Raw genomic sequence first — 19,193 nt, forward strand, 5'->3', positions numbered from 1 at the left:
GCGTAAGACGGGTCAATGGCCGGACGACATCGGTTGCGGGCCGCGCGGCGTGCGCAGCAGCAGCGCGAGCGGCACGCAGGCGAGCAGCGCGAGGCCGAGCAGGTAGAAGGTTTCGGAATAGGTCATCACGATGGCCTGGATCTGGATCTGCTGCGCCAGTTGGCCGAGTGCGCGCATGTTCGAATACGCGAGATCGCCGGTGTGCGCGAACCAGTTGGCCGCATAGGCCGACAGGCGATCCTGCCCGATCAGCGAGTTCGCGCTCACCGATTCGCGCAGCGCGGCGGTATGGAAGGTCGTGCGCCGGTCGATCACGGTGCCGATGATCGCGAGCCCGATCGAGCCGCCGAGGTTGCGCGCCATGTTGTAGAGCCCGGCCGCATCGCCTGAATCCTCGCGCGCGACGGCCGCCATCGACGCCTGGTTGAGCGGCATCATCGCGAGCATTTGCGCGAGGCCGCGGATCAGTTGCGACCACACGAAATCGTGGCCGACGCTCTGCGCGGTCAGGCTGATGTCGAGCATGCAACTCAGGCAGAACAGCAGCAGCCCCGCGATCACGAGGATGCGGAAATCGACCTTGCCGAGCAGGCGCGGCAGGATCGGCATCACGAGAAAGGCCGGCAGCCCCGACAGCAGCATGATCGCGCCGGCCTGTTCCGCGTTGTAGCCGGCGACGATCGCGAGGAACTGCGGCAGCAGGTAGGACACGCCGTACAGCCCGGCGCCGACCGCGGACACGATCACGATCACGCTCGCGTAGCGCGGGTTGCGCATCAGCGACAGCCGCATGATCGGCCGCTTCGCGAAGCGCTGCGACAGCGCGATCAGGATCATCCCGACGAACGATACGACGCTCAGCGTGACGATCATCTGCGATTCGAACCAGCGCTCGCGCTGGCCTTCCTCGAGCACGACGGTCAGCGAGCTCAGGCCGATCGCGAGGCCGAAGATGCCGAGCCAGTCCGCGTTGAAGAATGCGCTCCATTGCGGGCGGTCCGACGGCAGCCCGAACACCAGCAGCGCCATCAGCAGCAGGCACACGGGCAGGTTCAGGAAGAAACACCAGCTCCAGTTCACGTTTTCCGCGAGCCAGCCGCCGAGCACCGGGCCGAACAGCGGCCCGAGCAGCACGATCAGGCCGAACAGCGTCATCCCGACCGGCAACTGCGACAGCGGCAATCGCGTGCGGATGATCGTCTGCGCGGTCGGGATCAGCGCGCCGCCGGTGAAGCCCTGGCCGATCCGGCCGGCGATCATCATCGGCAGCGAATGCGACCAGCCGCACATCATCGAGAACGCGATGAACAGCGCGGAGTTGGTCAGCAGGAAATTGCGCAGCCCGAACACGCGCGTGAGCCACGCGGCGAGCGGGATCATCACGATTTCCGACATCAGGTAGCCGGTCGAGATCCACGTGCCTTCGGTGCCGGTCGCGCCGATTTCGCCCTGGATCTGCGGCAGCGCGGAGTTCGTGATCGAGATGTCGAGCGTCGCCATCAGCGCGCCGAGCGCGCCGGCCGCGACCGCGATCCAGTCGGTCACGCTCGCGCGGCCTTCATGCGGCGGCATGGGTATCGTGGCGGACGTATCAGCCATGATGCGTCTCGTCGCGGGCCGAGCGCGTATCGACGTCGACCGTCACCGACAGCCCGGGCAACAGCATGCGCTGCGCGCGGGCATCCGCGGCGAGACGGATGCGCACCGGCACGCGCTGGACGATCTTCGTGAAGTTGCCGGTCGCGTTCTCGGGCGGCAGCAGCGCGAACTGCGCGCCGGTGCCGGGCGCGAAGCTGTCGACGACGCCGGACAGCGGGCCGTCCGGCAGCGCGTCGACATGCAGCTCGACGGGCTGGCCGATGCGCATGTTGCCGATCTGCGTTTCCTTGAAGTTCGCGACGAGATAGATCGAGTCGACCGGCACGACGGTCAGCAGACGCGTGCCGGGCTGCACGTATTGACCGACGCGCACCGTGCGATCGCCGACGCGGCCCGCGAGCGTGCTGCGCACGATCGTGTTGTCGAGGTCGAGCTGCGCCTGTGCGGCGCTCGCCTGCGCGGCCTCGAGCTGCGCGCGCGCCTGCTGGAGCTGTGCGGTGAACGACGCGATCTGCGTGCGGGCGGCGGCGATCGACGCGTTGTTCGCGGCGAGCGTCGCCGCCGCCTGGTCGCGCGTGCTTTTCAGGTCGGCCACGCGTTCGTGCGTCTCGGCGCCGGTCGCCGCGAGCGGCGCGTAGCGCGTGTACTCGTCGCTTGCGTGCTGCGCGTTGATGCGCGATACCTTCGCCTGCGCTTCGGCCTGCTCGAGATTCGCGCGCTGCTGGCTGATGTCGGCTTCGGCGCGCGCGATATCGGCGCGGCGGGCGTCGACGGTAGCGAGCGCCTGCGCGAGCGCGACCTGATACTGGCTCACGTCGAGCCGCACGAGCGGATCGCCGGCCTTCACGGGCTGGTTGTCGCGTACATAGACGTCGGTCACGTAGCCGGCGACCTTCGGCGCGGCGGTCATGCTGTCCGCTTGCAGATACGCGTCGTTGGTGCTCTCGATGAAGCGGCCGACCGTCCACCAGCGGCCGAGCCAGACCGCGCCGCCGACGGCCGCGAGCACGGCGACCGCGAGCAGGATGCGCCGCCTTCTCCCGCCGTTTCCGTTGCGCGGCGTTGTTCCGTTTTCCTGACGATTTGCTTTCTGTGGCGGGTCTTGTGGCGTCGACATGCTGAGTCCAATTTATTCCAAGTGGAAGAATTATTCCAGTTGATAAAATTGTGTCAAGTAGAATGTCGATCGATCGAATGACGAGGAAGGCATGAACGAAGCGAAGAAGCTGCGCCGCACGTCGGCGGGCGGCTACGCGCGCGGCGACGAAACGCGCCAGCGGATCATCGAGGCGGCGCTCGAACTGTTCGGCGAACGCGGGTTCGCGGGCGCGTCGACGCGCGAGATCGCCGCGAGGGCCGGCGTGAACGCGCCGGCGCTCCAGTACTACTTCGAGAACAAGGAAGGCGTGTACCGCGCGTGCGTCGAGACGATCGCCGAGCACGGCTGGGCGGTGTTCGCGCCGGCGGTCGGCCATGCGCGGGCGATGCTCGACACGGACGCGAGCGTCGACGAGCTGATCGAAGCGTTCGTCGGGCTGCTGCGCGCGCTGTCGGACCGGATGTTCACCGCACCGAAGACGATGAACCAGCGGATGTTCTTCGCGCGCGAGCAGGGCGGCCAGGAGCCGGCGAGCGCGAGCGAAATCCTGATGAAGCGCTTGCGCAAGCCGCTCAACGACGTGAGCGCCGAGCTGATCGGCCGCATCTCCGGCCGGCCTGTCGACGATCCCGTCACGCGATTGCGCGCGCTCAGTCTGTTCGGGCAGATCACGGTGTTTCACATCGCGCAGCGTTCGGCGCTGCAGTTGCTCGAATGGGACGCATTCGAGGGCGAGCGTGCGGCGCTGGTAACCGACACGATTGCCGAGCAGACGCGCGTGCTGCTCGAGCAATGGCATGCGCAGCGCGATGCGGGTGCCGCTGGCCCGGCAACCGCTGCGAAGCGCGGGCAGCGTGCCGCGGCGAAACCACGTGCCGCGAAGCCGGGGGCGGTACCCCCCGCCGCGAAAAGCACGGCGCGCGTGAAGAAGCCTGCCGCGCGTTGAGCGCGGCCGGTCGCCGGCCCCGGGCGAGCGCGATCAGCCCGGCTTGCGCTCTGCTCCGTCGGGCGACGGCGGCCGGGCTGCCGGTTCGGCGGCATTCCGCGTGTCGGGGCGCGCGTCGTTCTCATCGTTGCCGCCAGGCCGCGATCCATCCGCATAGGCTACGACGCTGCGCTGCGGATTGGCGATCCGGATCCCGCGTTCGCGGAACGTTTCCGCGATCCGCCGGTTGAATTCGCGCTGCACGCTCCAGCGCGCCGAGTCCGTGCACTGGATCTGCCCGGCCAGCGCGAGCGCCGCGCCATCGACCTGATCGATACCCCAGTAGCTGAAATCCGACAGGATGCCGTCGTGGTATTTCGGATCGTCGCGCAACGCGGCGCCGATTTCCTTCAGCGTCGCGATCGCGCGGTCGATGTCCTCGCCGTACGCGATGCTGACCTTGACGGCCGCGTTGCCGAGCCCGCGATTCGTGTTGTTGACGGTCGTCACCGAGCTGAACGGGATCGTGTACAGCGACCCGTCGCCGGCGCGCAGCCGCACGGTGCGGATCGACAGGTATTCGACCGTGCCCGATACGCCGGCGAGCGTGACCCAGTCGCCGACCTGCATCGCGTTTTCCATCAGCAGGAAGATCCCGGTGATGAAATCCTGCACGAGCTTCTGCGAGCCGAACCCGAGCGCGACGCCGAAGATGCTGGCGCCGGCCAGCAGCGGGCCGACGTTTACGCCGAGTTCACTGAGGCCCGTCAGCACGACGACGAGCGCGATCATCACGAACAGCAGCGAGCGCAGCATCGGCAGCAGCGTGCGCAGCCGCGCCGCGCGCACCAGGTTGCCTTCGCGCGTCCAGCGTTGCAGGCGGCGCTCGATCGCGATGTTGGCCGCTTCCCACACGACGAGCGCGACGATTGCCGCGATCGCGATCGTCACCAGCGCGGACGCGAGGCGGTGGCCGATCGTGCCCGTCTCGAACGCGCGGAAGATCGGCACGCCCCAGATCTGCAGCAGCAGTACGACGGTCACGATGCCGATCGCGCCCGACACGATCTGGCGCAGCAGCGGGTAGTAGCGGTACGCGTGCAGATGAACGAGCGTGCGGTCGTCCTCGCGGCGCTGGAACAGCCGCGCGAGCGCGCCGAACACGACGATCGACACCATTCGCATCGCGATCATCACGGCGATCGAGCGGCCCCCGAGCGCGATCAGCACGCGGTAGCCGTTGTGGACGTCGAGCGCCCACACGAACCACAGCGCCATCACGATGAAGACCGAGACGGGCGCCCACGCGTCCGCGAGCGCGTTGCCGACGACGGTGAAGGTCGGCCGATCCGCGCCGGCGGCGCGGATGCGTGCCGCCACCGGCCGGCGGCACTGCAGGATCAGTACCGAGATCATCACGTGCCCGACGAGCGCGACGGCCTTCAGCAGCGCGACATGGCCGGCTTCGGTCAGGCCGAAGTTGGCGGCGATCTCGACGGCCGCCGTGCACGCGCCGACCACGATCACGATCCGCGCGATCGAGCGTTGCGCGAAATCGGCCCATGCGTCGCTGATATGCAGCAGCCGCAACTGCCGCGCATCGGGCTGGAAGAACAGTCGGCTGACGATGGTGACGAGCCGGCAGATCACGTAGATGTCGATCAATGCTTCGAGCGCGGATTCGATCGGCGTGTCCGCTTCATCGAGCAACGACATCGTCAGGCTCGTGACGCCGACGAACACGAGCAGCGGCACCGCGCGCAGCGCGAGACTCACGAGCGCGCGCGGCATCCGGTGCAGCAGCGTGGTGTGTCGGCGTGCGTGGCCTCGGCTTTGCGAGGACGGAGGGGCGGTGTCTGCCGTGCCTGCGGTTGCGGTGTCGGGCGCGGTGGACGTATCGGGCGGCGGCGTGTTGCCCTCGTCCGACGCGGCGGAATCGGACGCCGCGCGGCGCGCGGCCAATGCAGCCAGCGCGCGTCGCAGCAGCCGCTTCGCGAGCCATTCGACGAAGAGCGCGGGCACGAGCACCGCGAGGAGGATCACGAGCGTGTGAGTGAGGTCCGCACGCTGGTCGGCGCGCACGAGCCTGTCGTGCCACCAGCTTCCCACCGACCCGATATCGAGCAGCGAGCGCAGCGATTCCTGCAGTGCATTGCCGATCTGGGCGGCCCAGCGCGATCCCTGGCGAACGAGCATCGATGCGAGCCCGTTCGACGTGAGCGCCGCCGGCGCCGCGGCAGCCGATGCGCCGCTGGCAGGCGCGGCGCTTGCCGGCACGGCGGGCGCGCTCAACGCGCCGACGGCCGCGATGGCCCGCAGCGTCGTTTCGACCTGTGCGCGCTCGCGCGGGTTCTCGAGCACATTCAATGCCTGCCGCGCCTGCTGCGGCGTCAGTGCGGGCTCGGCGCCGGAGGCGGCCGACGCGGCGGCGGGAGCGGGCGCGGCCGCGTGGGCGGCCGAGACGACGGCGGCGAGCAGCCAGCCGAGGAGAAGATGTCGCATGGAGTGGAGAGGCAGGTGCGTATCGTCACGCGGCCCGCCGGGCTGAACGATGGACGGAAGTTAACATGATTGCGACCGGGAGCGAATAGTTCCGTCGCCGACTATTCGGATCGGGTATGAACAGGGCTGTGCGGGCGCTGGCGGTGCATGTCCGCAAGTCATGTATCTGATACCTGATGCTGACTGCCGCCGTCCGGCATCGGCGGAAACGTCCCGCTTTCCCGGTCGCAGGGGAGCCGCCTGTAACGCGTGTCTTTCGATGCCGACTCGCGATGCGTTGCCCGGCGAGCGTTCGTGCGGCCGCGACCCACGCTCGCATCGCGTCATCTGAATTTGGATTCCTGATGAATCACGCTTGCTCGTCGTGAAATACCGGCAGGACATGTTCGGCGATTTCTTCGATGACATCGCGCACGGGCCGGTCCGATCCTAGGTTCAGCGTGACATGGTGCGTACCTTCCGCACGCATGTCCCGCAGGATATCGACCAATGCGCGGCGCCCGGTTGCATAACCGAGCGGCAGCGCGGTGGCGGGCGTGTCGGGACGGGCGGCGAGGTCGAGCCGCATCGCGACGCCGAACGCGCGATATGCCGGCGAGGCGAGCCGGTCGACCGCCGCGCGCCACATCGAATAGCGGGCGCGCTGCGTATCCGGATCGCGGTGATACGTCATCCAGCCGATCGAATGCTGTGCGATCCAGTCCACGCTCTGTCCGCCCGAGCCGACCGCAAGCATCGGCACCGCGTCGCCGCCGCGCGGCAGCAGCGTGAATTCGGGCGCATCGGGCGGCGCTTCGTCCGGCCGCACGCGCGACGGCACGCCGAGTGCGGCCGCGACGACGTCCCAGTGCGCGCGATAGCGGTCGCGCCGCGTTTCCGCGTCGACGCCGAACGCCGCATATTCGGGCGGCCGGTCGCCGGAGCCGAGCCCGAGGATGAAGCGGCCGCCCGACAGCGTCGCGACCGACAGCGCGCCTTTGGCGATATGCAGCGGATGACGCAGCGGCAGCACGATCGCGCCGCTGGCGAGCGCGATCCGGCGGGTGCGCGCCGCGAGCGCGCCGAGCAGCACCCACGGGTCGAGGTGGCCGACCGGGTCGGGATAATCCGCGCTGTTCAGCGGCACGTCGCGAATCCACAGCGCGCGAAAGCCGAGCGAATCGGCCCGCGCCGCGAGTTCGAGCTGTTCGTTGAAGTCCGCGACGACGTGGCCGCTGCGCAGGAGCGGAAGCGTGAGGCCGATCGACAGCCGCCCGGCCGAAAACACGGGATGCGCGACGTCGGGGTGGGCGGCAGCGACTGAGGTCATGGCGGTTCCTTGGAGGCGAGGCGGCGGGAACGCGCGGCGTTCCCTATGTAAAGAGACTCTAGCGTGTTTGCGCGATGGACGAGCGGGACGGCCAAGCTCGCGCTATCCGGCCCGCGGGGACGTGCCGCGCGGCGCCAAACGTAGGGCGATCTCAAGGCGATCGTAAGGTGATCGACCGCCCGGCTCGGGGGCCGCACGACGACGCCCGGCGGGCCCGGCGATACGTTTCAGTTTCGAAACGTTCGCGCTTTCTGGCGGGGTGCGATGCTTGTTCGCGGTCTTGCAGGTGCCCGCGAGGCCTTGCGGCATGAAGCATGGTGCGCTCCTTGCATGGTTGTATGTGCCGTGAGCGCGATCGCGGGCGAGGTCGATCCCGGCAATCGCTTCAGTGGGTCGGATGTATCGGAGACGGGGACAAGAGAATGAAAAAAGACCGAAACGCAACGAATCGTGTTGCAAACATGAATCGCCGACCTGCCAGGGTAGTCGCTTCGCCGTTGATGACGGCGACGTGAACGAGCGGCTTTCCGTTCCATCCGGGCAATCGGGTTCGTTCTGAACGACGGCGTGTATGCGTGACGCACGAGGCCGACCAGTGCCGATCGGCCGTCGACGATGAACCGCGAACGCAGGCGGATGGCCGCAGCCTGGATCCCGGAATCGTCATGCCATGGCGCCACGCACGTCGTCGCGCGGCGAATCCATTTGCACGCCGGGCATCGTGTCGGCGTGACGAGCCAGCCGAACAGGATCGAATCGGGAAAGCCGGTGACGCGCCGATGTGCGCGGCAGCGCGGAACACGAAGTCCGGGGAACGTCCGTCGATCGCGGTACGACGGGCGTCGCAACATTGTGCTGTCAGTTGATCCACTACCCCGATGGATCAATTGTTGAAGCGCCCGTCGCCGAGCGGCGATGGGCGTCTTTTTGCGGGTTTTTCGTGCCCCGGCTTACCGCGGCGGCGGCCCACCCGATCGCGCGGCGTTCTGTATCATGTGCTGGCATGCGTGGCCAGCCCGTGCGGGCGTACGGCCTGCCGGCACGACCGATCACGTTGCCAACATGAACGATAAAGCCTTGCCCGATTCCTCCCTCGCCGACGTCGATCCGGCCGCGCTCGATGCGCTGCACACGTTCGTCGAGCGTCATCCGCGCCTGCTCGTGCTGACCGGCGCGGGCATCAGCACCGATTCCGGCATTCCCGGCTACCGCGACCGCAACGGCCAATGGATGCGCTCGCCGCCGATCCAGCTCCAGGAATTCCTCGGCTCCGATGCCGCGCGGCGCCGCTACTGGGCGCGCAGCATGATCGGCTGGCCGGTCGTCGGGCGCGCGCGGCCGAACGGGTCGCATGTCGCGCTGGCGCGGCTCGGCGGCGCGGGCCGGATCGAGCGCCTCGTCACGCAGAACGTCGACGGCCTGCATCAGCGCGCGGGCAGCGACGACGTGATCGAGCTGCACGGCGGCATCAACGGCGTGACCTGCCTCGACTGCGGCGCGCATCACGCACGCGCGACGATCCAGGCCGTGCTCGAAGCCGACAATCCGGATCTGCTAGGCGCGCAGGCCGAGCCGGCCGCGGACGGCGACGCGCATCTCGAATGGGCCGCGCTCGATACGTTCCGCATCCCGGCGTGCCCCGCGTGCGGCGGGCTGCTGAAGCCGGCGGTGGTGTTCTTCGGCGAGAACGTGCCGCGCGAGCGCGTGGCGCTGGCGTCGCAGGCGCTCGATGCGGCCGACGCGCTGCTCGTCGTCGGCTCGTCGCTGATGGTGTATTCCGGCTACCGCTTCTGCGTGTGGGCGCAGGCGCAGCACAAGCCGGTTGCCGCGCTCAATCTCGGCCATACGCGCGCGGACCCGATGCTGACGTTGAAGGTCGAGGCGCACTGCGCCCCCGCGCTCGACGCGCTCGTGGCGCGGCTGGGGCTCGGAAGCAACAGCCACACGACGGAGCATGCATCGTGACGGGCGCCGCTTCCTCGCCCGATCCGTCCGCGCGGCTGTCGGCGCCGGCGGCCGAACGCAATCGCGGGCCGATCCTCGACGTGCTGCGCCGCGTGCTGCCGGCGAGCGGCAGCGTGCTCGAAATCGCGAGCGGCACCGGGCAGCACGTCGTTCACTTCGCGCAGGCGTTGACGGGCCTGCACTGGCAGCCGAGCGATCCCGACGCGCAGGCGCGGCGCTCGATCGCGGCGTGGATCGCGCACACGGGCCTCGCGAACGTCGCCGGCCCGCTGGCGTTCGACGTGCGCGACACGCCGTGGCCGGTCGCGGCGCTCGACGCGATCGTCTGCATCAACATGATCCACATCTCGCCGTGGGCCTGTACGGAAGCGCTGTTCGCGGGCGCGTCGCGCGTGCTGAGGCCGGGCGGCGTGCTGTTCCTGTACGGCCCGTACCGTCGCGAAGGCCGCCATACGGCGCCGTCGAACGCGGCCTTCGACCAGCAGTTGCGCGACCGCGACCCGTCGTGGGGCGTGCGCGATCTCGAGACGGTGGTCGCGCTCGGGCTCGATCGCGGGCTCGACTGCCGCGAGGTCGTCGAGATGCCGGCGAACAACCTGAGCGTCGTGTTCCGGCGCCTGCCGCACGCGGAGCAATGACACGCAAGCGCGCAGCGCCGCCGGGTTTCCTCTATCCTTTCGCCTGTGCGCGCGGCCCGGCTCGGGTCGCGCCCCGTTTTTTCCGGAGAATTGACTAATGGGCAAACAAGCAATCGGTGTGATCGGGCTCGCGGTGATGGGCCGCAATCTCGCACTCAATATCGAGAGCCGCGGTTACGCGGTATCGGTGTACAACCGCAGCCGCGAGAAAACCGACGAACTGATCGCCGAATTCCCCGGCCGCAATCTGGTGCCGACCCATACGCTCGAGGAATTCGTCGCGTCGCTCGAAACGCCGCGCCGGATCCTGATGATGGTGAAGGCCGGGGAAGCGACCGATGCGACGATCGCATCGCTCAAACCGCTGCTCGAGAAGGGCGACGTGCTGATCGACGGCGGCAACACGCACTTCACCGACACGATCCGCCGCAACCAGGAGCTCGCGCAGTCGGGCCTGCATTTCATCGGCACCGGCGTGTCGGGCGGCGAAGAGGGCGCGCTGCGCGGCCCGTCGATCATGCCCGGCGGCCAGCGCGACGCGTACGACCTCGTCGAACCGATCCTCAAGCAGATCGCCGCGAAGGCGCCGTCGGACGGCGAGCCGTGCGTCGCGTACATGGGCCCGGACGGCGCGGGCCACTACGTGAAGATGGTGCACAACGGCATCGAATACGGCGACATGCAGCTGATCGCCGAGAGCTACTCGGTGCTGAAGGACGTCGCGGGCCTGACCAACGACGAACTCGGCGCCGTGTACACCGAATGGAACCAGGGCGAGCTCGACAGCTACCTGATCGAGATCACGTCGAAGATCTTCGGGAAGAAGGACGAAGAGACCGGCAAGCACCTCGTCGACGTGATCCTCGATCGCGCCGCGCAGAAGGGCACCGGCAAGTGGACGAGCCAGAACGCGCTGGATCTCGGCGTGCCGCTGCCGCTCATCACCGAGTCGGTGTTCGCGCGCGTGCTGTCGTCGCTGAAGACCGAGCGCGTCGCGGCCAGCAAGATCCTGTCGGGCCCGGCCGCCGCGCCGTTCGACGGCGATCGTGCCGCGTTCGTCGAAGCGGTGCGCCGCGCACTGTATCTGAGCAAGGTGATCTCGTACGCGCAGGGCTTCGCGCAGTTGCGCACGGCGTCGGAAGAATACGGCTGGAACCTCGACCTCGGGACGATCGCGAAGATCTTCCGCGCGGGCTGCATCATCCGCGCGCGCTTCCTGCAGAAGATCACCGACGCCTATGCGAAGGATCCGGCGCTCGCGAACCTGCTGCTCGATCCGTATTTCAAGGACATCGCCGCGAACTACCAGACGGCGCTGCGCGACGTCGTGGTGGCCGCGGTGAAGGCCGGCGTGCCGGTTCCCGCCTTCGCATCGGCGGTCGCGTATTTCGACAGCTATCGTTCCGAGCGGCTGCCGGCGAACCTCGTGCAGGCGCAGCGCGACTTCTTCGGCGCGCACACGTTCGAGCGCACCGACAAGCCGGGCAGCTTCCACGCGAACTGGTCGTAACCGGCTTGCGGCGGCATTGTTGCGAAAATCTATTCTTTGAATAGGGTTTTTCTATCCCGGATGCTGACATTGTTGGCTCCGGGGAAACAGTGTTTTCGCTCTTTCATGGTTTTCCCTAGGTGCTGTCGGGACTAAACTCTGTTCCATCGCTGCAGACATGGTGTGTGCGGCGGAGCAAAAAAATCCCGGAGGTAATCATGAAATCGCTGATCGCAACGTTCGCTGCTGCTGCTGTCCTCGCCGTTCCCGCCGTCTCGTTCGCCCAACAAAACGCGCCCGTCACCCGTGCCCAGGTGAAGGCCGAGCTGGTCCAGCTGCAACAGGCCGGCTACAAGCTGGGCAGCGACCGGACGAACTACCCGGAAGGCATCCAGGCTGCTGAAGCCCGCGTGAACCCGCAACAGAACGTCGCCGCGGCCGACACGACCGGCTACGGTGCGCAACCGGCCGCAGGCCAGGAATCGGGCGCGCCGGCTCCGGCCAAGACCGGCTGGCAAGTCAAGCGCGTCTCGGACGGCGCACCGGTCTACAAGGGTCGTTAATGGTACGGCCGCGCTGGCGACCGCATCCGACCCTCTGTCGTACAAAAGCCCGTCGTGCCGCTATGCGGTACGGCGGGCTTTTTCATTGGCGGCGCGCGATGCGCGGCCGTTCAGTGCAGCGGGCGCCTGCCGCGCCCGATATCGCGGAACAGCGCTTCGGCCGGTTCCAGTACCTGCAGCCACGTTTCGTCGTAACCGCTCAGCGTATCGAGCGCGTCGCGCAGCCGCTCGATCGCGAGGACCGGCAGCTCGACGCTGTGGCGCGTGGCGCCGGTCAAATGCGTGACGCTCGCCAACTGGACGAGGGCATCGGCCGCTTCGGCGACGTCGGTCGCGAACAAGAGGTGCCGGTTGAGCAATTCGACCAGACCGCTGGAACCGGCGAAATCGTCGGCGTCGAGCTGCACGGAGAGAAACGTCGCGTTGTTCATTGTCATCCTCGTCGTTGTCGTTGGATTCGCGCTGCGCATCACCGAGTATAGGCGGGGATCGAAGCGGACAATATGACGGCGCCGAGACGGCGGGCAAGGGCGGCCGCGCCAGCGGAAAAACCCCAAACCGCCCGCCGGCACGGCCCGCAGGCGACCGGCGCCCCCCGTACGACGCCGTAGGATTGTTTCCGGGTCGGGCAACTGTGGGGGCGTTGACCGCGACAAATGGTATCTTTGCCGATCGGGACGACGCGAAAAAGGGGCCGGTGAGCTCATTCGCGTCGACGTTCCGCTGTGGAAACTGACGGCCGCGCAAGCGGTCGGATACTGATTGATCCGGCCGTTCGGCCGGACATCGTGCGTCGCGCGCCGGAGGGCGGTGGGCGGCGCAACGACGCAAATCCGGGAGGACCCTTGAGAGAAACTATTCCCATCCACGACGCGCTCACGCGCTGGCTGCCGCAGGCGGCGCTCGTTGCCGCGGCCATCGCGCTGACGGGCTGCACGATGACACCGTGGACCGACAACTGGCAGCCCGCCCGCCAGCCGGCGTCCACGTCGGCGGCGACGCCGGGCGTGATCGCCGGCTATTACCGCGTGAACCCGGGCGATACGCTGGCGGGCATCGCGAGCGCCTACGGGCAGCGCGTGCAGGACGTCGCCAGCTGGAACCACATGGCGCCCACCGATGCCGTGTCGCCCGGCCAGGTGCTGCGGGTCGCGCCGCCGCCGGCTGCGACCTCGTACGGGCAGCCGCCCGCGTCGGCCGCCCAGCCGGGCTCGCTCGCATGGCCGGCCACGGGTGTCGTCGCGACGCCGTTCTCGGCCGGCAAGACGCGCGGCGTCGTGATCGCCGCATCCGGGCCTGACCGTTCGGTGCGGGCCGCGGCGAACGGGCGCGTGGTGTACGCCGGCTCCGGCGTCCAGGCGTACGGTCCGCTCGTGATCCTGAAGCACGACAACGGGCTCATCACGGCCTACGGGCACAACGGCAAGCTGCTCGTCAACGAAGGCGACGCGGTGCGCCAGGGTCAGCCGGTCGCCGAAATGGGCACCGACGCGAGCGGTCGTTCGACGTTCGAGTTCGAAGTCCGCCAGAACGGCAAGGTCGTCGATCCGATGAACTTCCTGCCGCGCAACGGCCGCTGATCGCCGGCATCGCCACGTGTGCGCCGGGCGGCGCACACGTTCCCGCTTCTTTCCTCTTTTCCGTCTTCATCCTTCCTTAAGCGTCGCGCTGCCAGACTGTCTCGCATGATTGCCGAGCCAGCAAATGCCCAGCGCGAGCGCCGCCGCGCCGAGCGCGATCATCGAACACTGGATCGCGACCGGCAGGTACCCGTGCGGCCGCGGATCGACGAACGGATACGGATACCAGTTCTCCACCGCGCCGCGCACGAGCGTATAGCCGAGATAGACGACCGGAAAGCCGAGCCACGCGAACGCGCTGCGGCGCGGAATCGGCGAGCGCGGTTCGACATACAACCAGTCGCACAGCACCACGAGCGGCACGATCCGGTGCAGCACCCAGTTGTTGAACGCCGGCGTGACGTGGCGCAGCGCATCGAGCCGCGCGAGCAGCAGCTCGTAGACGATCGCGGTGATCAGCACGTACAGCACCGCCGCGCCGCGCATCGATTCGTAGCGGGCGGAGCCGGGGCGCGCGATGCGCGACAGCCCCGCGGCCAGCATCGCGGCCGCGTAGAGGCTGCTCAGTTGCGTGAAGTAGCTGAGGTAGTTGCCGAGATGAAAATCCGGTAGGCGCCAGTAGTCGGCGACGCTGTGCAGCGTGGTGGACACCGCGAGCAACGCGGCGATCAGCCGGTAGGCCGCAACGAAGAACGCCTTGCTCATGATGCCCGCGCGCCGTCGCACCAAAGCTTCATCGTGCCACAGCCGCCCGGGCGCGCGATGCGGATTTTCCATAGGGCGGCCATTGTGCGGCGCGCGTCGACGATGGATCGGATATTTGACCGCGTCGTGTAAAGCCGGACGCCCGTGCGGCTACAATCGTCACAGCTTTGCCGGGCGCAGGCCGGTGGCCCGCACCTCTCCCCGAATACGACACGAGACGAAGCATGAAAAACATCCTCGCGAAACAGACGCGCTACAGCTCGCCCGCGATCTTCTTCCACTGGGCCGTCTTCCTGCTGGTCGCGCTCGCCTATCTGGCCATCGAGATCCGCGGACCGAAGGGCAGCGACAGCCGCGCGTTCTGGATGAACGTGCATGTGACGGCCGGTACGTGCGTCCTCGTGCTGTCGGTGCTGCGCGTGCTGTGGCGCGTCGTCAGCCGCGTGCCGGAACCGGTTGCGCAGGCGGCGCTGCTGCGCTGGCTGTCGAAGCTCGCGCATTTCGCGCTTTATGCGTTCATCATCGCGCAGCCGCTGCTCGGCATCATGACGATCAACATGGGCGGCAAGCCGGTGTCGCTCGACTGGCTCGGCGTGTCGTTTACGCTGTTCGGCCCCGACAAGGCGCTGCGGTCGACGATCAAGGAAGCGCACGAGCTGATCGGCAACGCGTTCTACTTCGTGATCGGTCTGCATGCGCTGGCCGCGCTCTATCATCACTTCATCCGGCGCGACGACGTGTTGCGGCGCATGGTGCCCTGATCATCCGCCGCCGGCGCGCATCGCATGCGGGGGGCGCATGGTTGTGTTGACAACCATGCGCCCCCGGTTCGTTTACCGTCGTCCGCACTGGTCATCGCGTTGAACATTCTGTAACATCTCGGCTGTTTTTACGTTCCGCTTACGCGTCGCCGTCCATGCTGTACCGACATCGTCACCTGACTGCCTGGCTTGGCCTGCTCGCGATCTGGATCGCGATCGCGGCGCCGCTGGTGTCGCAGTGGCGTATCGCGCAGGTGGCCACGCCCGAGGCAATCGTCTGCAGTACCGAGCATGGTGCGCATCGTTCATCCGATGCGGGCGGCGTGCACGATCATGCGCTGCATCTCGACGCGTGCGGCTACTGCGCTTTCTTCGCGCATAGCCCGGCGATCGGCGCGCCTGCCGCCGCGTCGGTCGAATCCATTCCCGTCGTTTCCGTTGCCGCCGCCGCGTCGCCTGCCGTCGCGGCGCACAGCGACCGCTATCCGCGCGCCTATCCGCGCGCACCGCCCGAGCGCGCCTGACGCGTTTCTTTCCGTTCCTATCACCGCCGATATCCGTGCGGCCCGCCAAGGCCGCGTGGAGGGCGTCACTCGGGCTTTCGATCATGATCCATTCCCAGTTGCGTGCGCCGCGGGCGCCCCGCAATGCCTGTGCGCGGCCTCTGCCGCGCATGCTGAAATTTACCGTTCCCGCGCTGGCCGCCGGCGCGCTCGCCGCGAGCACCGCCGCGGCCGAAACCGTGCCTGCTGCCGGCGCGGCGACGGCCGACGCGGCCGCGCTGTTGCCGCCCGTCGAAGTCGTCGCGTCGCCGCTGTCGACGCCGCTCGTCGTCGTCACGGATCCGAAGGCGCCGCGCCAGCCGCTGCCCGCCAGCGACGGCGCCGATTACCTGAAGACGATCCCCGGCTTCACGTCGATCCGCAGCGGCGGCACGAACGGCGACCCCGTGCTGCGCGGGATGTTCGGGTCGCGGTTGAACATCCTGGCGAACGGGATACCGACGCTCGGCGCGTGCCCGAACCGGATGGATGCGCCGACGTCGTACATCGCACCGGAAAGCTATGACAAGGTCACCGTCGTGAAGGGGCCGCAGACCGTGCTGTACGGTCCGGGCGCGTCGGCCGGCACCGTGCTGTTCGAACGTGTGACACCGCGTTTCGAGCGCCCCGGCATGCGCTTCGACGGCAGCCTCGTCGGCGGGTCGTACGGCCGCAACGACCAGAACCTCGACCTGAGCGCCGGCACGCCGGACGTCTATGGCCGCGTGACCGCGAACCACGCGCATTCGCAGGACTACCAGGACGGCAACGGCAACACCGTGCCGTCGCAGTGGGACAAGTGGAACGCCGATGCGGCGCTCGGCTGGACGCCCGACGACCATACGCGCGTCGAGCTGACCGCCGGCACCGGCGACGGCTATGCGCGCTACGCCGGCCGCGGGATGGACGGTGCGCATTTCCGCCGCGAGACGTTCGGCCTGTCGTTCGACAAGCGGCATCTCGGCGACGTGCTCGACCGGATCGAGGCGCGCGTGTACTACAACGAAGCCGATCACGTGATGGACAACTACACGTTGCGGCAGCCTGACCCGACGAGCAGCATGCCGATGCGGATGGCCGCGGACGTGCGGCGCCGCACGGTCGGCGCGCGCGCGGCCGCGACGTTCCGCTTCGGCGACGACGTCAAGCTCGTCACGGGCGTCGATGCGCAATCGAACCGGCTCGATTCGCGTTCGTCGATGGGGCGGCAGAACTACCGCGACCAGCCGTGGAATGCGCAGGCGACGATGTGGAACGCGGGCGTGTTCGGCGAGGTGACGTGGTATGCGAGCGACGTGTCGCGCGTGATCGGCGGCGCGCGCGCCGACTATGCGAGCGCACGCGACAAGCGCGCGACGACGAGCGGCATGATGAAGAGCAAGCCGAACCCGACTTTCGACGACGACCGGTCGAGGGTGCTGCCGAGCGGCTTCGTGCGCTACGAGCGCGATCTCGCGTCGCTGCCCGTCACGTGGTACGCCGGGATCGGCCATGCGGAGCGTTATCCGGACTACTGGGAACTGTTTTCCGCGACGCGCGGGCCGGCCGGCTCGGTCAACGCATTCTCGGCGGTGCAGCCGGAGAAGACCACGCAGCTCGATATCGGCGCGCAATACAAGAGCGACCGGTTCGATGCATGGGTGTCCGCGTATGCGGGTTACGTACAGGACTTCATCCTGTTCAACTATGCAGCCGGCATGATGGGCGCGACCACGCAGGCCACGAACGTCAATGCGCAGATCATGGGCGGCGAAGCCGGCGTGTCGTGGCGGCCGGTCGCGCCGCTGCGCGTCGAGACGTCGCTCGCGTATGCGTGGGGGCGCAACGTGGCGAGCGGCGATCCGCTGCCGCAGATGCCGCCGCTCGAGGCGCGCATCGGGCTCGAATACACGCGCGGTGCATGGTCGGCGGGCGGCCTGTGGCGCATCGTTGCGCCGCAGCATCGCTATGCGCTGAACGCGGGCAACGTGGTCGGCAAGGACTTCGGCCCGAGCGCAGGATTCGGCGTGCTGTCGCTGCATACGCAGTACAACGTCAGCAAGACCGTGCAGATCTCCGTCGGCGTCGACAATGTGCTGAACAAGGCCTACACCGAGCATTTGAACCTCGCCGGCAACGCGGGCTTCGGCTATCCGGCGAATGCGCCGGTGATGGAGCCGGGGCGTACCGCGTGGGTGCGCGTGAGCGCGAAGCTGTAGCGAGCCACGTGTGTGTGCGTCGCAGCATGCGCGTGCCTGGGCGCCGCACCGCCCGAACGGGCGGCGCGCGTCAACCGATTAGAGAACCGTATCTAGTCGGGGCGCAAACGTTCGCGAGTCGTGCTTCACTCCCGCATTCGACACACGCGGCGCGCGCGATGCGGCGTGCGTGTCGATCCGGTGTCATTCGCACCGGCAGCACAATAACCAGGAGAACATGCATGGCCAAATCGATGCGTTCCAGGGTAATGGCAGGGGCAGTGGCATGCGCGATGAGCGTCGCGCCGTTCGCGGGGACGACCGCATTGACGACGCTCGCGACGACGCATACGGCGATGGCGGCAACCGCGCCCGCCGACGACTATGCGACGACGCGCTATCCGATCATTCTCGTGCACGGTCTGACCGGCACCGACAAGTATGCGGGCGTACTCGACTACTGGTACGGCATCCAGGAAGATCTGCAGCAGCATGGCGCGACCGTCTACGTCGCGAACGTGTCGGGCTTCCAGAGCGACGACGGCCCGAACGGGCGCGGCGAGCAGCTGCTGGCCTACGTGAAGACGGTGCTCGCCGCGACCGGCGCGACCAAGGTCAATCTCGTCGGTCACAGCCAGGGCGGGCTGACGTCGCGCTATGTCGCGGCCGTCGCGCCCGATCTCGTCGCGTCGGTGACGACGATCGGCACGCCGCATCGCGGCTCCGAGTTCGCCGACTTCGTGCAGGGCGTGCTCGCGTACGATCCGACCGGGTTGTCGTCGACGGTGATCGCCGCGTTCGTCAATGTGTTCGGGATCCTGACGAGCAGCAGCCACAACACCAACCAGGACGCCCTCGCCGCACTGAAGACGCTGACGACCGCGCAGGCGGCCACCTACAACCAGAACTATCCGAGCGCGGGCCTCGGCGCGCCCGGCAGTTGCCAGACCGGCGCGCCGACGGAAACCGTCGGCGGCAACACGCATCTGCTGTATTCGTGGGCCGGCACGGCGATCCAGCCGACGCTTTCCGTGCTCGGCGTGACGGGGGCGACGGACACGAGCACCATTCCGGTCGTCGATCCGGCGAACGCGCTCGACGTGTCGACGCCCGCGCTGTACGGCACGGGCACGGTGATGATCAACCGCGGCTCGGGCCCGAACGACGGGCTCGTGTCGAAGTGCAGCGCGCTGTACGGCCAGGTGCTGAGCACGAGCTACAAGTGGAACCATGTCGACGAGATCAACCAGCTGCTCGGCGTGCGCGGCGCGTATGCGGAAGATCCGGTCGCGGTGATCCGCACGCATGCGAACCGATTGAAGCTCGCGGGCGTGTGATC

The 19,193-nt window shown here is 68.0% G+C and carries 16 protein-coding genes; 10 read left to right on the top strand and 6 right to left on the bottom strand.

Annotated features, from left to right (window positions below; translation table 11 throughout):
* Positions 1-12: 12 nt before the first annotated feature.
* Together QZM15_RS00245 and QZM15_RS00250 are read right to left on the bottom strand one after the other, a co-directional pair.
* Positions 13-1,599: an MDR family MFS transporter gene (locus QZM15_RS00245; RefSeq protein WP_060967756.1), complete on the bottom strand. Its 1,587-nt coding sequence runs from the start codon at positions 1,597-1,599 to the stop codon at positions 13-15.
* Entirely contained in the window at positions 1,592-2,716 is a 1,125-nt protein-coding gene (locus QZM15_RS00250) for an HlyD family secretion protein (RefSeq protein ID WP_302105547.1), read from the bottom strand. Before QZM15_RS00250 ends, QZM15_RS00245 begins: the two co-directional genes overlap by 8 nt.
* A gap of 91 nt (positions 2,717-2,807) precedes the next feature.
* Here QZM15_RS00250 and QZM15_RS00255 point away from each other — a divergent pair, with 91 nt between their 5' ends.
* On the top strand, positions 2,808-3,644 hold the full coding sequence (locus tag QZM15_RS00255; RefSeq protein WP_302105548.1) for a CerR family C-terminal domain-containing protein: 837 nt from the start codon (positions 2,808-2,810) through the stop codon (positions 3,642-3,644).
* A gap of 33 nt (positions 3,645-3,677) precedes the next feature.
* On the opposite strand, the gene QZM15_RS00260 is transcribed toward QZM15_RS00255, so the two are convergent.
* Both QZM15_RS00260 and QZM15_RS00265 read right to left on the bottom strand, forming a co-directional pair.
* Positions 3,678-6,125 (bottom strand): mechanosensitive ion channel family protein, encoded by a 2,448-nt coding sequence (locus QZM15_RS00260; RefSeq protein ID WP_302105549.1) that lies wholly within the window; start codon positions 6,123-6,125, stop codon positions 3,678-3,680.
* A 349-nt stretch (positions 6,126-6,474) separates the two neighbouring features.
* Positions 6,475-7,434 (bottom strand): LLM class oxidoreductase, encoded by a 960-nt coding sequence (locus QZM15_RS00265; RefSeq protein WP_302105550.1) that lies wholly within the window; start codon positions 7,432-7,434, stop codon positions 6,475-6,477.
* Between the two features lie 1,062 nt (positions 7,435-8,496).
* Here QZM15_RS00265 and QZM15_RS00270 point away from each other — a divergent pair.
* The 4 genes from QZM15_RS00270 to QZM15_RS00285 all read left to right on the top strand — a co-directional run bounded on the left by QZM15_RS00270 (position 8,497) and on the right by QZM15_RS00285 (position 12,089).
* A complete protein-coding gene (locus tag QZM15_RS00270) occupies positions 8,497-9,399 on the top strand; it encodes an NAD-dependent protein deacetylase (RefSeq protein WP_059639149.1) in 903 nt (300 codons plus the stop codon).
* Positions 9,396-10,037: a DUF938 domain-containing protein gene (locus QZM15_RS00275; protein ID WP_302105551.1), complete on the top strand. Its 642-nt coding sequence runs from the start codon at positions 9,396-9,398 to the stop codon at positions 10,035-10,037. Before QZM15_RS00270 ends, QZM15_RS00275 begins: the two co-directional genes overlap by 4 nt.
* Positions 10,038-10,134: 97 nt before the next feature.
* The gene (gndA, locus tag QZM15_RS00280) at positions 10,135-11,547 is read left to right on the top strand and encodes an NADP-dependent phosphogluconate dehydrogenase (RefSeq protein ID WP_059582863.1); all 1,413 of its coding nucleotides are present in this window, start codon (positions 10,135-10,137) and stop codon (positions 11,545-11,547) included.
* Positions 11,548-11,744: 197 nt separating this feature from the next.
* The gene (locus QZM15_RS00285; protein WP_059582861.1) at positions 11,745-12,089 is read left to right on the top strand and encodes a DUF4148 domain-containing protein; all 345 of its coding nucleotides are present in this window, start codon (positions 11,745-11,747) and stop codon (positions 12,087-12,089) included.
* 110 nt (positions 12,090-12,199) lie between these two features.
* Here the strand turns inward: QZM15_RS00285 and QZM15_RS00290 are convergent, their stop codons facing one another.
* Positions 12,200-12,520 (bottom strand): hypothetical protein, encoded by a 321-nt coding sequence (locus QZM15_RS00290; RefSeq protein ID WP_011694691.1) that lies wholly within the window; start codon positions 12,518-12,520, stop codon positions 12,200-12,202.
* A 414-nt stretch (positions 12,521-12,934) separates the two neighbouring features.
* Here QZM15_RS00290 and QZM15_RS00295 point away from each other — a divergent pair, with 414 nt between their 5' ends.
* Positions 12,935-13,669: a peptidoglycan DD-metalloendopeptidase family protein gene (locus tag QZM15_RS00295; RefSeq protein ID WP_226223748.1), complete on the top strand. Its 735-nt coding sequence runs from the start codon at positions 12,935-12,937 to the stop codon at positions 13,667-13,669.
* Between the two features lie 66 nt (positions 13,670-13,735).
* Here QZM15_RS00295 and QZM15_RS00300 read toward each other — a convergent pair whose 3' ends face one another.
* On the bottom strand, positions 13,736-14,374 hold the full coding sequence (locus tag QZM15_RS00300; protein WP_124657198.1) for a Pr6Pr family membrane protein: 639 nt from the start codon (positions 14,372-14,374) through the stop codon (positions 13,736-13,738).
* Between the two features lie 224 nt (positions 14,375-14,598).
* Between QZM15_RS00300 and QZM15_RS00305 the strand changes: the two genes are divergently transcribed.
* From QZM15_RS00305 to QZM15_RS00320, 4 genes are all read left to right on the top strand, one after another.
* Complete coding sequence (locus QZM15_RS00305) at positions 14,599-15,135, top strand: cytochrome b (protein ID WP_302105552.1); 537 nt, start codon at positions 14,599-14,601, stop codon at positions 15,133-15,135.
* Between the two features lie 155 nt (positions 15,136-15,290).
* Entirely contained in the window at positions 15,291-15,659 is a 369-nt protein-coding gene (locus QZM15_RS00310) for a DUF2946 domain-containing protein (RefSeq protein WP_302105553.1), read from the top strand.
* A gap of 83 nt (positions 15,660-15,742) precedes the next feature.
* Positions 15,743-17,875 (top strand): TonB-dependent copper receptor, encoded by a 2,133-nt coding sequence (locus QZM15_RS00315; RefSeq protein WP_302105554.1) that lies wholly within the window; start codon positions 15,743-15,745, stop codon positions 17,873-17,875.
* A gap of 221 nt (positions 17,876-18,096) precedes the next feature.
* The gene (locus QZM15_RS00320) at positions 18,097-19,191 is read left to right on the top strand and encodes a triacylglycerol lipase (RefSeq protein ID WP_060311245.1); all 1,095 of its coding nucleotides are present in this window, start codon (positions 18,097-18,099) and stop codon (positions 19,189-19,191) included.
* Positions 19,192-19,193 lie beyond the last annotated feature (2 nt).

The sequence above is a fragment of the Burkholderia sp. AU44665 genome (assembly GCF_030504405.1).
GTDB lineage: Bacteria > Pseudomonadota > Gammaproteobacteria > Burkholderiales > Burkholderiaceae > Burkholderia > Burkholderia semiarida.